The organism is Arthrobacter sp. UYNi723, from assembly GCF_054057635.1.
Genome location: NZ_JBSRZM010000013.1, coordinates 63,176 through 79,812, shown reverse-complemented (window position 1 = coordinate 79,812; position 16,637 = coordinate 63,176). Strand labels below are relative to the sequence as shown.

Here is a 16,637-nt window from a genome sequence, read left to right as displayed (position 1 = left end):
CAGGTTTTGGCGGGACGCCCTCGGTAACAGACCCCGGAGGCTCTGGCGGCGTCAGCCCGCCGTCGGCGATTCCGTCCGGGACTTGCGGCGCACTGCAACCACAGCGCCCGCACCTAGCAGGACGCCCAGACCGGCCAGCCAGGTAGTATTTTCATCTGATCCGCCGATGGCGGTTTGCGCGTTGAAGCCCTGGTTGGTGCCCTGGCTGACAGCGGCTGCTGCTGCGGCGGGCGCCTTTGCGGCAGCTGCCTTCGGTGCGGCAACCTGGGGTGCTGGCGTCTGAGCCGCCGGAGTAAGCGCCACGGGGACCTCTGTGACCACTGGGTCCGCCTCCGCGGGTGGGTCCACAGGCGGATCGACTGGCGGGTCCACAGGCGGATCCACAGGCGGGTCCACTGGGGGCGGCGTGAGGCAGGCTTGGGTAGGATCGCCACCCACAGGCCAGTTCGAGCCGCCGGGCAGTAGAGCATTCGGCGGAATGATGTCATCCGCGTGTCCGGCATGCCCAGCCAGGCCGTTCACCCCGTTGAGGTCGATGGCGATGGTTCTTCCGTTATGGCAAAGAGTGAAGTTGTCGGCCGCAGTGGCCGGAGTCGCCGTGACGCTGAGCATTGCTAGCCCCACGACCCCCAAAGTTGCGAATGTTCGTTTCATGGTTTTCGTCTCCCCAGATTGTTCTGAAAGGACCACGGCGGCAAGGGAGAAGCGACGGTTCTGAATGCCCCCAGCAGCATGATCAGTTTTGCTTGTGGCTTCAGGCTAGGGGCGCCGGACGGGCGCGGTCGCGAGTAGCGGGTACTCGTCTTTTTCGGCCTTTGACCTGCGCCGTTACCTGCATGTACGCGGAATCGGGAGCATTGCCAGGTTGTGGCCACCCTTGAACGTGGACAGGGCGGCGCCTAACGTTGGAGCATACGAAAGGTGCGTGACCGGCATGGAAATCTACATGTGGTGGCTGGATCTGGACCTGCAAACCAAGGAATGGCTGAGAGAAAACCTCCGTGCGGCGGAACTGCCGCTGCCGGTGCTGCAGGGCATCGCCGAAGCCGGCGGGCCGCATCCGGGTACCCCGGTGGCTGTGCTCACCGAAGCGGACTGGGATTTCATCGAGACGCAGTCCGAATTCGTCGACTGACAGGGCGCGGTCCGGCCACGCCGGACCAGTCCACATAGCGAAGAAAAGCGTTGCGGCCCTCCGGCCGGGGTGGTTGCATGGGGTGCATGGCAACCGTAGAGAACTTTGTCTTAGCAATCGGGACCAAAAAAGGCCTCTGGCTGGCCACCAGCCAGGACCGGAAACAATGGTCCTTCTCCGGCCCGCATTTCCTGATGAGCGAAATCCCCAGCATCGGGATCGACACACGGGACGGCCGTACCCGGATCATGGTGGGCGTCAGGTCCGAGCACTGGGGCCCCACTGTGGCCCATTCCGATGACCTCGGCGCCACCTGGACCGAGCCCGAACAGGGCGCCATCATGTTTCCCGAAGACACCGGCGCGGCAGTGGAGCGCATCTGGCAGATCTATCCGGACGCAGAGTCGCGGCCAGGAGTGGTGTGGGCAGGGGCCGAACCGATTTCGGTCTGGAAATCCACCGATGGCGGCGAGCATTTCGAACTCAACCGCGGGCTATGGGATCATCCTCATCGCAGCGAATGGGGTGCGGGCTACGGCGGCGCCGCCGCCCACTCCATCGTGGTGAACCCGGCCGGGGACAACGTCCACGTCGCCATGAGCACCGGCGGTGTGTACCGCTCGCTCGACGGCGGTGCGTCCTGGGAGCCCCGCAACAAGGGTATTTCGGCCTACTTCATGCCGGACCCCAATCCTGAGTTCGGCCAGTGCGTCCATAAGATCGCGGCGGATGCTTCGGTGGAAGGACGGCTTTACGCGCAGAACCATCATGGCGTCTACCGCACGGATGACAACGGCGAAAACTGGAACTCCATCGCCGGGGGCCTTCCTGCCGACTTTGGCTTTGTGATGCTGACGCACCCGCGGCGGGATGGAACCGCCTGGGTTGTGCCGCTCAAGGCCGACGGCGAGCGGATCCCGCCCGAAGGGAAGCTTGCCGTGCACCGAACGGACGATGCCGGGGCCACCTGGAAGCGCCTGGATACCGGCCTGCCCAAGGGGGAGTACAACAGCGTCCTCCGCGACGCCGCGGGCGTGGACGCATCCGAGCCGGCCGGCGTCTACTTCGGAACGCGCGGCGGCACGGTGTACGCCAGCGCGGATGAAGGGGAGACGTTTGCCGAGGTTGTCAGCCATCTCCCCGACGTCCTGTGTGTCCGCGCGACCGTAGTCTCGGCGGCTGGACTGGCGGCTCCGGAAACGGCAGCGACCCGCGGTGCCTGACATCAGCGTGGTACTACCCAGCATCCTCCAGCCGCTGGCCGGCGGGCAGTCCATCCTGACTGCGCCCGCCGACGGGACGGTGACGGTGGGAAGCCTGCTGGATTCGGTGACCGGGGGTTACCCGGTGCTGGCCAGGCGGCTGCGGGACGAAACCGGGGCGCTTCGCCGGTACGTGAATATTTACGTTGCCGGTGACGAGGTGCGCCGGCTCCAGGGCCTGGAAACCGAGGTGTCGCCCGGCCAGGAGGTACTGGTCATCCAGTCGGTGGCGGGAGGTTAGGGCCGAAGTAGCTCTCCGGCGGTCCGGCGGGCAGTCCTGACTGACTTCACCCGCCGCCGTCGCACGCGCTCGCGGTGCAAAAATGCCGTGCTGCAAGATTCCGCAGGGCGGTTCTGCGTCAGCGGCCCGAAACAGGATCAGGCAATCCGCCAAACGCTGCATTCGTCCGTATTGATCGCTTTCCGCGAGCCGCTGTTATGGTCCATGATCCAGACAACGCCGATTCCCGGCGCTGTCTCCTGGACACGGCCACGGCGGATGACCACGTCGTCGTAGCTGGGGCCTACGGAGAGGCGGGCCTCGATTTCATCGCCGCGGTGGAGCTGGTCCAGGGCACGGACTCTTGTTACATGGGCTTTGGCTTCCTTCAACATGGGGTCCTCCTGGCTGGAGCTGGTGCCTGCGCTTGCCGGCACTTCCAGTGTGGCGGGGCAATGTTGCGCCCTGGTTTCCCCAACGTTAGGGGCCGGTTAGTTCTCCGCGATCGATTCGTTTCCGGTGGCACCACAGGATTCGGCGAATGCCACGCGTCAAACCCCGCCGCGGCCTTCAGTTGGGCATCGTGCCAGTTCAGGCCTACCGCCGCGGGCCCTCCCGGGCAAGAATGGGCCCTATGCAACTTCCCGTGATGCCTCCCGTCCCGCCCATGCTCGCTAAGGCCGTCAGCGGAATGCCCGACGGGGCCCTCAGCTATGAGCCCAAGTGGGACGGGTTCCGGTCGATTATTTTCCGCGACCGCGATGAGCTGGAGATCGGCAGCCGCAACGAAAAGCCCATGACCAGGTATTTTCCTGAGCTTGTGGAAGCCCTCAAGGAGAACCTGCCGCCCCGCTGTGTGCTGGACGGCGAGATAGTCCTGGTGGGGGCATCCGGTGACCGGCTGGATTTCGATGCCCTGCAGCAGCGCATCCATCCCGCCGCCAGCCGGGTAAAGCTTCTCGCCGAACAGACCCCCGCCAAGTTTGTGGCCTTTGACCTGCTGGCCCTGGGCGACGAGGACTACACCGGCCGGCCCTTTGCCGAGAGGCGGGCAGCATTGGAAAAGGCGCTCGCCGGAAGCAAGGCGCCCGTCCACCTCACCGCCGCGACCCAGGACAAGGCCATTGCCGAGCAGTGGTTCCAGCAGTTCGAAGGTGCGGGCCTGGATGGGATTGTGGCCAAGCCGCTGGACGGCAGCTACCTGCCGGACAAGCGCGTGATGTTCAAGATCAAGCACGAACGCACAGCAGACTGCGTCGTGGCCGGCTACCGCGTACACAAGAGCGGACTGGACGCGATCGGCTCGCTGCTGCTGGGGCTGTACAAGGACGACGGCGGCCTGGCCAGCGTCGGCGTGATCGGCGCCTTCCCCATGAAGCGCCGGCAGGAGCTGTTCGAGGAACTCCAGACGCTGGTCACGGATCTTGACGGACATCCCTGGGCATGGGCCAAGCAGGCGGACGGCGAACGGACCCCGCGCAACGCGGAGGGCAGCCGGTGGAGCGCCGGCAAGGACCTGTCCTTTGTGCCGCTCCGGCCCGAACTGGTGGTGGAGGTCCGGTACGACCACATGGAAGGTGAGCGCTTCCGGCATACCGCCCAGTTTTCACGCTGGCGGCCGGACCGGGACCCCGAATCCTGCACCTACGCCCAGCTGGAGGAACCGGTGAGCTTCGACCTCGCGTCCGTGCTGGAGACCGGCCGGCCCTGACGCCTGGTTCGGGAGGCACCCAACCCGCCGCCCGCCGTCGTACGTTCTTGCCCGGTTGCCTCCCCGAGGACACGGAAAAGCCCGGCGCGTCCTGGGGACGCGCCGGGCTTTCCGGTAAGCAACCGGGCAGGAACGCCAGCTCGCCGAGGAACCCTACTTCAGGCCGAGCTGCTTGGTGGGGACGTTGAAGGTCTCCTTGGCCGTCAGGGCGGAGATGGCCGAGATGCCGCAGATGATGGCGGTGAAGACGCTGATCTGGACCCAGCCGCCGGGCTTGATGCCGCCCATCGCCGCCACGATGGCCGGGGCGAAGCCTGCCATCAGGAAGCCCAGCTGCGTACCGATCGCCAGGCCGGAGAAGCGGACCTTGGTGCTGAACATCTCGGCGTAGAAGGACGGCCAGACCGCGTTGGAGGCCGCGTAGCCGCAGGAGAAGAAGCCGATGGCCGCGAGGAACATCAGCGGGATGCTGCCGGATTCCAGGCTGAGCAGGAACACCGGAGTCAGGATGGCGCTGGCCACGGCACCGTAGATGAAGACCGGCTTGCGGCCGATCCGGTCCGCGAGCTTGCCGAACAGCGGCTGGGTGCCCAAAGCGACCAGGTTGGCGCCGACCACGAGCCACAGCGTGGTGGTGCCGTCAACACCGGCCACGGTCTTGGCGTAGCTGATGGCGAGCGTGCCGAACACAGTGGAGACGGCGGCGATGAAGGCACAGCAGACCACGCGGAGCACGTCGCGCCAGTGGTCCTTGAGGAGGTCAGCGACCGGCAACTTGGAGATCTGGGCGGTTTTCTGGGCTTCCTCAAAGGCCGGGGGCTCGTGCAGCGTGCGGCGGATGAAGAACGCAACAAGAACGACGACGGCGCTGAGCCAGAACGGGACGCGCCAACCGATGCCGTACTTGATCTCGTCCGGGAGTGCCAGGACGGGGATGAAGACGAGGGCGGCGAGGATCTGGCCGCCCTGGGTGCCGGTGAGGGTCCAGGACGTGAAGAAGGAGCGGCGGTTGTCCGGTGCGTGTTCCAGCGTCATGGATGATGCGCCGGCCTGCTCGCCCGCTGCGGAGAGGCCCTGGCAAAGCCGCGCCAGCACCAGCAGGGCCGGAGCCCACCAGCCCACGGTGTTGAAGTCGGGCAGGCAGCCGATCAGGAACGTTGAGGCGCCCATCAGCAGCAGCGTGAACATCAGGACCTTCCGCCGGCCCACCCGGTCACCGAAGTGGCCCAGGATGACTGCGCCCACCGGCCGTGCCACGTAGGCGAAGCCGAAGGTGGCGAAGGACATCACGGCCGCGTTGGCTCCGGCATCCGGGAAGAACACGGTGGGGAAGATCAGGGCGGCGGCGGAACCGAAGATGAAGAAGTCATAGTATTCGACGGCGCTGCCCAGGAAGCTGGCGAGGGCTGCCTTCTTTGGCGTCCCGGCCGGGGCAACGGTGCCCGGCCCCGCGGACGGAAGTGTCTGGCTCATGGAGTTCCTTAGGTGTGACGACGTTGTCGCGGATGGTTCTGGAGGGTCGCAGCCGCAGCTGCCTGTGTGGAGGCCTGGTGCGGTGCGGCTGGAGTCCGTTGAAAGACCCGTGCTAGTAGCCACATGGTGGGAGCTACTTGTGCGATACAGCAATGATGGCTGTGAGCGCAGTCACTTGTCAAGAAAATAATCACCATCTAGAAATAGTTCTCACGATGTGGCAACATCAACCTATGAGTGTGAATCAAACCACAGCGCCCGATGACGTCGCCGCTGAGCCAAAGACGCCCAAGGGTGACCGTACGGACATGGTGGGCAAGGCCCTGGGCCTGCTGGTCCTCCTGGGTGACGAGCCGCGTGGCGCCAGCGCCGCGGAGATCTCGCGCCGCGCCGACCTCCCCTTCAGCACCACCTACCGCCTGCTGGGTTCCCTGACGCGGGACGGGTTTGTGGACTATGAGCCGGACGGCCGCCGCTACCATCTGGGCCTGCGGATCTTCCAGCTGGGCCAGCGCGTCTCCAACCATCACGGATTTGCCGGCACGGCGCTGCCGGTCCTGCGCCGCGTCACCGAACAGACGGGGGAGGCCACCATCCTCAGCGTCCGCGACGGCCACCATCACCTCACGGTCAACAAGGTGGACGGCCCGCAGACCTTCCGCGTCACCAGCGATCCCGGGCATCTGGGCGCCCTGCACGCAACAGCCGTGGGCAAGGCGCTGGTGGCTTTTGCCGAGGATGCGGAGCGTGCGGCGCTGCTTGAGGAGCTTGAGCTGGAGCCCCTCACTGAACACACCATCACTGACCGTGCCGCTTTCCGTGCGGAGATCGAGAAGGTGCGCCGGCAGGGGTATGCCGTCATGGACGAGGAGAACGAGAGCGGCATGCGGGCCGTGGCCGTGCCGCTGCTCAATTCGCAGGGCCATGCCTTCGCCTCCCTGGCCACCGCTGTTCCGGTGTTCCGGCTCAGCATGGAAGCCCTGCTGGCCCATGTGCCTCTGCTGCAGGAAGCCGCGGCAGAGCTGGCTGCGCGCTTGCCGCAACGGTAAATAGTCTCTAAATGTTCGTATGTAGAACAAGCGTGCGAGAAGTGAACAAGTGTTGTACTGTAATCCCTATCACCCGACCCACCGCGGACGCCCCGAGCGCCGCCGCCCGCCGGGTGTCGTATCAAAGGAGCTGCCCGGATGAGCAATCGAACTGAGTCCTACCTTGTGGGACTGGTTGGCGACGGCGTCATGCCGTCACTCACTCCCCCCATGCACGAACGCGAAGGCGATGTGCAGGGCCTGCGCTACCTCTACCGCCCCATCGACCTGCTGGAGCTCGGACTCTCCGGCGACGCCGTGGGGGACCTGCTCAAGAGTGCCCGCAGCCTGGGCTTCAACGGCCTGAATATCACCCATCCGTGCAAGCAGCTTGTCCTGGCGCACCTGGACGAGGTCTCGCCGGATGCCCGCAGGCTCGGCGCCGTCAACACCGTGGTCATCGAGGACGGCCGGTTCATCGGCCACAACACCGACTTTTCGGGCTTCGCCGCCGCCCTCGCCTCCGGCCTCCCGGGCGCGCGGCTGGACCGCGTTGTCCAGCTTGGCGCGGGAGGTGCCGGTTCCGCCGTCGCCTATGCCCTGCTCACCGCCGGCGTGAAGGCGCTGGACCTGGTGGACGTGGACCCCGCCCGCTGCGCGGCACGCGCCGCAGAACTGGCCGGCTTCTTCCCGGGCAGCACCGTCACAGCGCGTACGACGGCGGAGCTGCCGCAGCTGATGCCGCAGGCCGACGGTCTGGTGCACTGCACGCCCGTCGGCATGGCCGCCCACCCGGGCGTCCCGCTGGACCTGGGCCTGCTGGAATCACGACACTGGGTGGCGGACATCGTCTACCGCCCCATCGATACCGAACTCGTCCGCGGCGCCCGCGCCAAGGGCTGCGAGGTCCTGGACGGCGGCCGCATGGCCGTGGGCCAGGCCGCAGACTCGTTCCGGATTTTCACCGGGCTGGAAGCCAACGCGGACCGCATGCGCAGCCATTTCCTGGAGCTCGTGGCCAAGGAAGAGGTGGCGGCCTGATGCGCACCGGAATCGCCACGGTCTGCCTCTCCGGCACGCTGAAGGAAAAGATGCAGGCCTGCGCCATCGCGGGCTTTGACGGCATCGAAATCTTCGAACAGGATCTGGTGACGTCGCCGCTCACGCCCGAGGACGTCCGCAAGATGGCGGCCGACCTTGGCCTCACGCTGGATCTTTACCAGCCGTTCCGGGATTTCGACAGCGTGTCCGACGACCTCCTGGCCGCCAACCTCCGGCGCGCCGAAGCCAAATTCAAACTCATGGCGCGGCTGGGCATGGACACCATCCTGGTCTGCTCCAACGTGGCCACCGCCAGCATCGACAGCGACGACCTCCGGGTGGAACAGCTCGGCCAACTGGCTGCGCTGGCGGGGGAGCATGGCGTCAAGGTTGCCTACGAGGCCCTGGCCTGGGGCAAGTACGTCAGCGAATACGAGCACGCCCACAAGCTGGTGGAAGCCGTGGACCACCCCAGCCTGGGCACCTGCCTGGACTCCTTCCACATCCTGTCCCGCAGCTGGGACACCGCCCCCATCGAGGCCTTCAACCCGGACAAGATCTTCTTCGTCCAGGTGGCGGACGCCCCCAAGCTCGCCATGGATGTCCTCTCCTGGAGCCGGCACTACCGCGTGTTCCCGGGCGAGGGCCAGTTCGAGCTTGCCAAGTTCATGGGACACGTGGTCCGGGCGGGGTACAGCGGCCCGGTGTCGCTGGAAATCTTCAACGACGTCTTCCGCCAGTCGGACGTGGACCGCACCGCCGTCGACGCGATGCGCTCGCTCATCTGGCTGGAGGAACAGAGCGCCAAGTGGCTGGATGCTGCTTCCGACGGCGGGACCGGCGCCGGGATCAACGCCGCCGCGTCCCGCCGTCGTTATCCGATGGAACTGGCCACACTCCCGCAAGTGGCCGAGCCGGCTGGCTACAACTTCGCCGAAGTCAGGGCCGCGGACACCAAGGGGCTGGAAACGGTCCTGGGCCAGCTGGGCTTCGAGTTCAACGGCCGGCACCGCACCAAGGACGTGCAGCTCTGGAGCATGGGCCACGCCCGGGTGATCATCAACGAGGCCGCACCGGCAGAGGGGGACGATTCAGCGGGGGATGCGTCGCCCGCCATCGCTCCTGCTATCGCGGCTTTGGGGTTCGACGTCGACTCCCCGGTGATTGCCGCCGCCCGCGCCCAGCAGCTGAAGGCCCCCGCGGTCCCGCGCAAGAGCCAAGCCAACGAGGAGGTGTTCCAGGGCTTCGCCGCCCCGGACTCCACCGAGATCTTTCTGTGCCAGGGCAGCCCGGACGGCACCGCGGCCTGGACCAGCGAGTTCGGGGAAGGGCTCGAAAAGCCCGCCGCCGGCCACACCGCCGTGATCGACCACGTCAACCTTGCCCAGCCATGGCAGCATTTCGACGAGGCCGTCCTCTTCTACACGAGCGCCCTGGCCCTGGAGCCGCAGCCGTTCGCGGAGGTGCCCAGCCCCACCGGCCTGGTCCGCTCGCAGGTCATGGCCACCAGGGACCGCGCCGTGCGGCTGGTGCTGAACCTCGCGCCGCTGAACCAGCAGCGCAGGACCTATCAGGAACACATCGCCTTCGCGGTGGATGACCTGGTGGCCACCGCCAGGGACTGTAAGGCCCGCGGCCTGGAGTTCCTGGAGATTCCGGCGAACTACTACGAGGACCTGGGTGCACGGTTCGGCCTGGCCCCGGACTTCCTGGCAACGCTGCAGGAACTGAACCTCCTGTACGACCGGGATGCGGACGGGGAATTCCTCCATTTCTACACAGCCACGGTGGGGAGTGTGTTCTTCGAAATGGTGGAACGCCGCGGCCCCTACGACGGCTATGGGGCCCCCAACGCGCCCGTGCGGCACGCAGTCCAGTACGACCACCTGCAGCACCGGTAAGACAGCACCACCAACACCCCCAGCAGCAACAACCACCTAGCAGCAACAACCAGAGAAAAGGAGGCCGCAGTGGAGACACAGCAGGATCTCAGTGCAGAGATTAACGCCATGGGCGATGCCTACGCGCGGGCGCTCAAGGACGGCGCCCCGGCCGAAACACAGCCCCGGCTGGACTACGCGCCCTACCGCAGCAGCATCCTGCGGCACCCCACCAAAAGCCTGCACCACGCTGACCCGGAAACCATCGAGCTCTACTCGCCGGCGTTCGGCCACCAGGACGTGCACGCCCTGGAAGCGGACCTGACCATCCAGCACAACGGTGAACCCCAGGGCGAGCGGATCATCGTTGCCGGCAAGGTCCTGGACGGCGACGGCCGCCCCGTTGCCGGGCAGCTCGTGGAGATCTGGCAGGCCAACGCCTCCGGCCGCTACATCCACAAGCGTGACCAGCATCCGGCACCGCTGGACCCGAACTTCACCGGAGTGGGCCGCTGCATCACAGGCCAGGACGGCTCGTACCGGTTCACCACCATCAAGCCCGGCGCCTACCCGTGGAAGAACCACGTCAACGCCTGGCGCCCCGCCCACATCCACTTCTCCATGTTCGGCACCGAGTTCACGCAGCGCATCGTCACCCAGATGTACTTCCCCGGCGACCAGCTGTTCCCGCTGGACCCCATCTACCAGTCCATCGTGGACCAGGACGCCCGCGACCGGCTCGTTGCTACCTACGACCACAACCTGACCGAGCCCGAATGGGCCCTGGGCTACAACTGGGACATCGTCCTCACCGGCTCCAAGCGGACCTGGACCGAAAACGAGGCGCTCGGCGCAGCAGGAGACGAGGAATAACGTGAGCACAACCACCAAGCTTGTTCCCACCCCCGGCCAGACCGTCGGCCCGTTCTACGGTTACGCCCTGCCGTTCGTGAAGGACAACGAACTCCTGGCGCCCGGCTCGCCCGGTTCCATCCGCCTCCAGGGCACTGTGTATGACGGCGCCGGGGAAACCATCCCGGACGCCATCCTGGAGATCTGGCAGCCCGACGGCGACGGCAGGATCGCGCAGCAGACCGGTTCACTGGTCCGCGACGGCTACACCTTCACCGGCTGGGGCCGCGCTTCCGTGGGCCACTCCGGTGTGTACACGTTCACCACCGTGAACCCGGGCCCCACCGAGTCCGGTGCTGCTCCGTTCATCTCCGTCGCCGTGTTTGCCCGTGGCCTGATGAACCGCCTGTTCACCCGCGTGTACCTGCCGGAGAACGAGGAAGCCCTCGCCAAGGATCCGCTGCTCAGCTCCCTGGACCCGGACCGCCGCAAGACCCTCATTGCCCGGCGCGATCCCGACGGCGGGCTCACGTGGGACATCCACCTGCAGGGCGACGGCGAAACAGTCTTCCTGGACTTCCAGTGACTGACGCTGCCCTGGGCCACTTCGGAAGCGCGGCTGACGGTGACGTCGGCCTGTTGAGTCCTGTTTCGGCGTCGCCCCTGGTGACGGCGCTGACCGGTGACCGCGCCGTGCTGGCGGCGATCCTCGCCGTCGAGTCCGGCTGGGCCGCCGTGCTGGAGAAGGCGGGCCTGGTGCCTGCCGGTTCCGCCGCCGTCGTGGCCTCGGCCGCCGAGGCGGGCCGCTACGACGCGGCAGACATCGCGCTCCGGGCCCAGGGCGGCGGCAATCCTGTCATCCCGGTGCTGGCAGACCTTCGCAAGCACGTCACAGCGCTGGACACCGCCGGGATTGGCGCAATGAAGGCGGTTCACACATCGCTGACCAGCCAGGACGTGCTGGACACGGCCCTGATGCTGCTCGCGCGCAACACCGTTGAGGCGGTGCTGGCAGACCTGAAATGCACGACGGCGGCGCTCGCTTCCTTGGCGGAACAGCATGCGGACACGCTGGGCGTGGGCAGAAGCCTGACCCAGCACTCGCTTCCGTTCACTTTTGGGCTGCGGGCGGCGCAGTGGTTCCACGGACTGGCCGCCGCAGGCCGGCAGCTGGGCAACGTGCAGTTCCCGGTGCAGTTCGGCGGGGCGGCCGGAACGTTGGCTGCAGGAACCGTGCTGACCGCAGGAACGTCCGCCACCCCGTTTGACCTGGCCGAATCCCTGGCAGCACAGCTTGGCCTGGCCGCAGCACCGGCACCGTGGCACACGAACCGGCTGGCCGTCACGGCCCTCGGCAGCGCGCTGGCCTCGGCGCTGGACGCCGCCGGCAAGGTCGCCACGGACGTCCTGTTCCTGAGCCGGCCCGAGGTGGCCGAACTCGCCGAACCGCGCGCCGCCGGACGCGGCGTATCCTCTGCCATGCCGCAGAAGCAGAACCCGGTGTTGTCGGTCCTCATCCGCAGCGCCGCCCTCCAGGCGCCCCAGCTGGTGGCCCAGCTGCACCTGGCCGCCGCGAACTTCAACGACGAACGCCCCGACGCCGCCTGGCATACGGAATGGCCGGCCCTGCGCCAGCTTCTCCGCCTGGCACTTGGCGCGGCCGGGCACCTGCGGGAACTTGCCGAAGGCCTGCAGGTTTTCCCCGACGCCATGCGCCGCAACCTCGAGCTCGCCGGCCCGTTGCTGCTGGCCGAAGGCGTGGGCGCCGCAGTTGCCCCGCTGCTGGCCGAACAGGATGGCCGCAGCGGGAAGGAGCAGCTGCAGGCCGTGGTGGACCGGGCGCTCCAGGCGCCCGCCGCCGAGCAGGGCGCCACCTACCGCCGGCTGCTCCGCGAGGCTATCCCGGCGGGCGTGCTCACCGATCTGCGGCTCGACGAACTCCTGGACCCGGCCAGCTACCTGGGCCAGGCAGCCGAGATATCGCGCCGCATCCTGGCCGCGTACCCCGACTTTTCCAAACCTACCCAGAACGGAGCCAACCGTGGCTAAACCGACCCTGAAGGCAGTTCTGCTGTCGCCCCAACGGGCCCTAGGCGATCGTCCCCTGCTGGTGGTTGGACCATCACTGGGTACGTCCTCCGTCCTATGGTCCGACGTGGCCACCCTGCTCAGCAACGACTACGACGTGGTGGCCTGGGACCTGCCCGGGCACGGCGTCTCACCCGCCGCAACCGAGACCTTCGACGTCGCGGGCCTGGCGGATTCAGTGGTGGACCTGGTGGACTCGATCGCCCCGGGCGAAGTCTTCCACTACGCGGGGGTTTCGCTCGGCGGTGCCACCGGCCTGCAGCTGGGCATCAAGCACGGCGAACGCCTCAAGAGCCTGTCCATCCAGTGCGCCGGGGCCAAGATCGGCACCCCCGAGGCGTGGCTGGAACGTGCTGAAACCGTGCGCAGCCAGGGCACTCCCGTGATGATCCAGGGCTCCGCGCAGCGCTGGTTCGCGCCGGGCTTTATGGACCGTGAGCCCGAGCGGAGCAGCCGGCTCCTGCATGCCCTCCGCGACACCGACCGCTTCAGCTACGCTTTCTGCTGCGAAGCCCTTGCCGGCTTTGACGTCCGTGCCGAACTCGGCAGCATCACCGTCCCCACCCAGGCAGTGGCGGGTGCGGCAGACACTGTTGTGCCGCCGTCGTTCGCGGAAGAAATTGTTGCCGGCATCACCGCCGGGGGCGGCACTGCGAACGCTGTGACGCTCGGGGGAGTGGCGCACCTGGCCCCCGCCGAGGCGCCCGCCCACGTTGCCGAACTGCTGCGGACCCTCATCACCTGGAGCGAATCGCGCAGGGCAGCCAAGTGAGCGCGCCGGATATCAGCGGGGCTGAACGGAACGGCGTGGTCCAGCCGGATGCCACCAGCCAGGAAATTTACGACGGCGGCATGGTGGTCCGCCGCGAGGTGCTGGGCGCCGCGCATGTGGACCGGGCCAACGCCACCAAGGACGATTTCACTGAGGATTTCCAGGACATGATCACGCGGATCGCGTGGGGTGGCATCTGGACCCGGCCGGGCATCTCACGGCAGATGCGCTCTGCGGTGACCATCACTGCGATGGTGGCGCACGGGCACTGGGAAGAGCTGGCCATGCACATCCGCGCGGCCATCACCAACGGCCTGAGCAGGGACGAAATCAAGGAAATCCTGCTCCAGACGGCCATCTACTGCGGGGTTCCCTCCGCCAACACGGCCTTCAAGACCGCCCAGCAGGTCTTCCTCGAACTCGACCGCGCCCCCACCCCGGACTCCGCCGCCACCCCACCCAACTAGCGCCCCCACCCAACTAGGTAGCACTAACTGTCGTTTTGAGCCTCCATAACGACACTTACTGCTACCTAGTTGGGACCATCCACAGAATTCAGAGGAACATTCATGAACCAGGCCTTTATCTACGACGCGGTCCGCACCCCTTTCGGCAAGTTCGGCTCCGGCCTTGCCGCCGTCCGCCCGGATGACCTTGCCGCGCACGTGATCAAGGAATCCGTGAAGCGCGCCCCCGGGCTCGATCCGGAGCGGATCGACGAGGTCGTCTTCGGCAACGCCAACGGCGCCGGCGAGGAGAACCGCAACATCGCCCGGATGGGCACCCTGCTGGCCGGCCTGCCGGTCTCGATCCCGGGTACCTCGGTGAACCGGCTCTGCGGTTCGTCGCTGGATGCTGCGATCATCGCCTCGCGCCAGATCAACGCCGGCGACGCCGAGCTGATGCTGGTTGGCGGCGCCGAATCGATGTCCCGCGCCCCCTGGGTCCTGCCCAAGACGGACAAGCCCTACCCGGCCGGGGACATGACCCTGGCGTCCACCACGCTGGGCTGGCGCCTGGTGAACAAGGCCATGCCCAAGGAATGGACCATCTCCCTTGGCGAGGCCACCGAGCGGCTCCGCGAGAAGTACGGCGTGACCCGGGAAGCCCAGGACGAATTCGCCGCTGACTCACACAACCTCTCCGCAGCTGCCTGGGATGAGGGCTTCTACGACAACCTCGTGGCCCCGGTCCCGGGCACGGACCTGGTCCGGGACGAGGGCATCCGCGCCGGTTCCTCGGCAGAGAAGCTGGCCGGGCTGAAGACCGTGTTCCGCACCGAGAACGGCACCGTCACCGCCGGGAACGCATCCCCGCTGTCCGACGGCGCCTCCGCGGCCTGGATCGGTTCCGAAGCCGCCGCCGGGCTGCTCGGGCTGGAACCGCTGGCCCGCATTGCCGGCCGCGGCGCGCACGGCAACGACCCGCAGTTCTTCGGCTACGCCCCGGTGGAGGCCGCGAACAAGGCCCTCGCGAAGGCGGGCATCGGCTGGGACCAGGTGGGCGCCGTCGAACTTAACGAAGCGTTTGCCGCGCAGTCCCTGGCCTGCATCAACGCCTGGGGCATCGATCACTCGATCGTGAACCGGCACGGCGGCGCGATCGCCATGGGCCACCCCTTGGGCGCGTCCGGCACCCGGATCCTGGGTACCCTGGCCCGGTCCCTGCAGGCCTCCGGTGAGCGCTGGGGCGTGGCCGCGATCTGCATCGGCGTTGGCCAGGGCCTCGCCGTTGTCCTCGAAAACGTTACGGCCGGTGCCGGCACCAGCACAGGAAGGGCATAAGCGATGCTGACATTTGTTGACTCCGTGAACGAGGCCGTGTCCGTTATCAAGGACGCCTCCACCGTGATGATCGGCGGGTTCGGCAACGCCGGCCAGCCGTTCGAACTGATCGACGCCCTGATGGCCTGCGGCGCCAAGGATCTGACCGTGGTGAACAACAACGCCGGACAGGGAGACCAGGGCCTGGCGCTGCTGATCAAGGAGGGCCGGGTGAAGAAGATGATCTGCTCCTTCCCGCGGCAGTCCGATTCGTGGCACTTCGACGCCAAGTTCCACGCCGGCGAGATCGAGCTGGAGCTGGTCCCGCAGGGCAACCTGGCCGAGCGGATCCGCGCCGCCGGTGCCGGCATCGGCGGGTTCTTCACGCCCACCGGCTACGGCACCATGCTGGCCGAGGGCAAGGAAACCCGCATCATCGACGGCCGTGGCCAGGTGTTCGAGACGCCCATCCACGCCGACGTGGCGCTGATCAGGGCCCTGAAGGCCGACGGCGTGGGGAACCTTGTGTACCGCAAGACCGCCCGGAACTTCGGTCCCATTATGGCCGCCGCCGCGAAGCACACGGTGGTCCAGGTTTCCGAGATCGTCCCCACCGGCGGGCTCGACCCCGAAAACGTCGTCACTCCCGGAATCTACGTCAACAGCATCGTGAAGGTGGCCTGATCATGAGCGCACAGACCAACAGCCAGGCCAGCATCCAGACGTCCGACAAGCCCCTGGGCCGCGATCAGCTCGCCGAACTCGTGGCCCGCGACATCGCGCCCGGCTCGTTCGTGAACCTCGGCATCGGCCAGCCCACCCTGGTCTCCAACTACCTCAAGCCGGAGCAGAACATCACGCTCCACACGGAGAACGGCATGCTGGGCATGGGCCCTGCCGCTGAGGGCGACGAGATCGACGGCGACCTCATCAACGCCGGCAAGATCCCCGTCACAGAGCTCCCAGGGGCCTCCTACTTCCACCACGCGGACTCGTTCGCGATCATGCGCGGCGGGCACCTGGATATCTGCGTGCTCGGTGCTTTCCAGGTCTCAGCCACCGGCGACCTCGCCAACTGGCACACCGGCGCCCCTGACGCCATCCCGGCCGTTGGTGGCGCGATGGACCTGGCCACCGGCGCCAAGGACGTGTTTGTGATGATGACGCTCCTGACCCGCGAGGGCGCCTCGAAGATCGTGGAAGCCTGCACATACCCGCTCACCGGAGTTGGCTGCGTGACCCGCGTGTACACGGACAAGGCCGTCTTCCTGACCGGACCCGACGGCGTCACTGTCCGCGAAACGTTCGGCTACACCTTCGAGGAGCTCCAGGACCTGGTGCCCGTCCCGCTCAAGGCAGCCGCCGCCGGCGTTGGTTGAGCCTGCCGAAACCCACCGCCGAATAGGATTGGT

18 protein-coding genes are annotated in these 16,637 nt (G+C 67.0%); 15 read left to right on the top strand and 3 right to left on the bottom strand.

Going from position 1 to position 16,637, the window contains the following annotated elements; genetic code table 11:
* Positions 1-51 precede the first annotated feature (51 nt).
* Positions 52-321 (bottom strand): LPXTG cell wall anchor domain-containing protein, encoded by a 270-nt coding sequence (locus ACVWY0_RS11885; RefSeq protein WP_485836873.1) that lies wholly within the window; start codon positions 319-321, stop codon positions 52-54.
* Between the two features lie 613 nt (positions 322-934).
* Here ACVWY0_RS11885 and ACVWY0_RS11880 point away from each other — a divergent pair.
* The 3 genes from ACVWY0_RS11880 to ACVWY0_RS11870 all read left to right on the top strand — a co-directional run bounded on the left by ACVWY0_RS11880 (position 935) and on the right by ACVWY0_RS11870 (position 2,638).
* Positions 935-1,135: a hypothetical protein gene (locus ACVWY0_RS11880; RefSeq protein ID WP_058932884.1), complete on the top strand. Its 201-nt coding sequence runs from the start codon at positions 935-937 to the stop codon at positions 1,133-1,135.
* 77 nt (positions 1,136-1,212) lie between these two features.
* Complete coding sequence (locus tag ACVWY0_RS11875) at positions 1,213-2,358, top strand: WD40/YVTN/BNR-like repeat-containing protein (RefSeq protein ID WP_485836872.1); 1,146 nt, start codon at positions 1,213-1,215, stop codon at positions 2,356-2,358.
* Positions 2,351-2,638, top strand: coding sequence for a MoaD/ThiS family protein (locus ACVWY0_RS11870; RefSeq protein WP_485836871.1), 288 nt, complete (start codon positions 2,351-2,353; stop codon positions 2,636-2,638). Before ACVWY0_RS11875 ends, ACVWY0_RS11870 begins: the two co-directional genes overlap by 8 nt.
* Before the next feature lie 137 nt (positions 2,639-2,775).
* On the opposite strand, the gene ACVWY0_RS11865 is transcribed toward ACVWY0_RS11870, so the two are convergent.
* Positions 2,776-3,012: a hypothetical protein gene (locus ACVWY0_RS11865; RefSeq protein ID WP_485836870.1), complete on the bottom strand. Its 237-nt coding sequence runs from the start codon at positions 3,010-3,012 to the stop codon at positions 2,776-2,778.
* Positions 3,013-3,251: 239 nt separating this feature from the next.
* Between ACVWY0_RS11865 and ACVWY0_RS11860 the strand changes: the two genes are divergently transcribed.
* Complete coding sequence (locus tag ACVWY0_RS11860; protein WP_485836869.1) at positions 3,252-4,328, top strand: ATP-dependent DNA ligase; 1,077 nt, start codon at positions 3,252-3,254, stop codon at positions 4,326-4,328.
* A gap of 153 nt (positions 4,329-4,481) precedes the next feature.
* On the opposite strand, the gene ACVWY0_RS11855 is transcribed toward ACVWY0_RS11860, so the two are convergent.
* Positions 4,482-5,801: an MFS transporter gene (locus tag ACVWY0_RS11855; RefSeq protein WP_485836868.1), complete on the bottom strand. Its 1,320-nt coding sequence runs from the start codon at positions 5,799-5,801 to the stop codon at positions 4,482-4,484.
* 233 nt (positions 5,802-6,034) lie between these two features.
* On the opposite strand from ACVWY0_RS11855, the gene ACVWY0_RS11850 reads away from it, so the two are divergent.
* From ACVWY0_RS11850 to ACVWY0_RS11800, 11 genes are all read left to right on the top strand, one after another.
* Positions 6,035-6,850 carry an IclR family transcriptional regulator gene (locus ACVWY0_RS11850; protein ID WP_485836867.1) on the top strand — a complete coding sequence of 272 codons (816 nt, stop codon included), beginning with the start codon at positions 6,035-6,037 and terminating at the stop codon, positions 6,848-6,850.
* A 138-nt stretch (positions 6,851-6,988) separates the two neighbouring features.
* Positions 6,989-7,870, top strand: a complete 882-nt coding sequence (locus ACVWY0_RS11845; RefSeq protein ID WP_485836866.1) for a shikimate dehydrogenase — start codon at positions 6,989-6,991, stop codon at positions 7,868-7,870.
* Complete coding sequence (locus tag ACVWY0_RS11840; RefSeq protein WP_485836865.1) at positions 7,870-9,771, top strand: TIM barrel protein; 1,902 nt, start codon at positions 7,870-7,872, stop codon at positions 9,769-9,771. The genes ACVWY0_RS11845 and ACVWY0_RS11840 overlap by 1 nt, the downstream gene beginning before the upstream one ends.
* Before the next feature lie 69 nt (positions 9,772-9,840).
* A complete protein-coding gene (gene pcaH / locus ACVWY0_RS11835; protein WP_485836864.1) occupies positions 9,841-10,623 on the top strand; it encodes a protocatechuate 3,4-dioxygenase subunit beta in 783 nt (260 codons plus the stop codon).
* Position 10,624: 1 nt separating this feature from the next.
* Positions 10,625-11,188 (top strand): protocatechuate 3,4-dioxygenase subunit alpha, encoded by a 564-nt coding sequence (gene pcaG / locus ACVWY0_RS11830; protein WP_485836863.1) that lies wholly within the window; start codon positions 10,625-10,627, stop codon positions 11,186-11,188.
* Complete coding sequence (locus ACVWY0_RS11825; RefSeq protein ID WP_485836862.1) at positions 11,185-12,651, top strand: lyase family protein; 1,467 nt, start codon at positions 11,185-11,187, stop codon at positions 12,649-12,651. Before pcaG ends, ACVWY0_RS11825 begins: the two co-directional genes overlap by 4 nt.
* Positions 12,644-13,462 carry an alpha/beta fold hydrolase gene (locus ACVWY0_RS11820; RefSeq protein ID WP_485836861.1) on the top strand — a complete coding sequence of 273 codons (819 nt, stop codon included), beginning with the start codon at positions 12,644-12,646 and terminating at the stop codon, positions 13,460-13,462. The genes ACVWY0_RS11825 and ACVWY0_RS11820 overlap by 8 nt, the downstream gene beginning before the upstream one ends.
* An 11-nt stretch (positions 13,463-13,473) precedes the next feature.
* Complete coding sequence (pcaC, locus tag ACVWY0_RS11815; protein ID WP_485836905.1) at positions 13,474-13,929, top strand: 4-carboxymuconolactone decarboxylase; 456 nt, start codon at positions 13,474-13,476, stop codon at positions 13,927-13,929.
* Positions 13,930-14,031: 102 nt separating this feature from the next.
* A complete protein-coding gene (locus ACVWY0_RS11810; RefSeq protein ID WP_485836860.1) occupies positions 14,032-15,246 on the top strand; it encodes a thiolase family protein in 1,215 nt (404 codons plus the stop codon).
* Positions 15,247-15,249: 3 nt separating this feature from the next.
* Positions 15,250-15,909: a 3-oxoacid CoA-transferase subunit A gene (locus ACVWY0_RS11805; RefSeq protein ID WP_485836859.1), complete on the top strand. Its 660-nt coding sequence runs from the start codon at positions 15,250-15,252 to the stop codon at positions 15,907-15,909.
* Positions 15,910-15,911: 2 nt separating this feature from the next.
* Entirely contained in the window at positions 15,912-16,604 is a 693-nt protein-coding gene (locus tag ACVWY0_RS11800) for a 3-oxoacid CoA-transferase subunit B (protein WP_485836858.1), read from the top strand.
* The last annotated feature ends 33 nt before the right edge of the window (positions 16,605-16,637 follow it).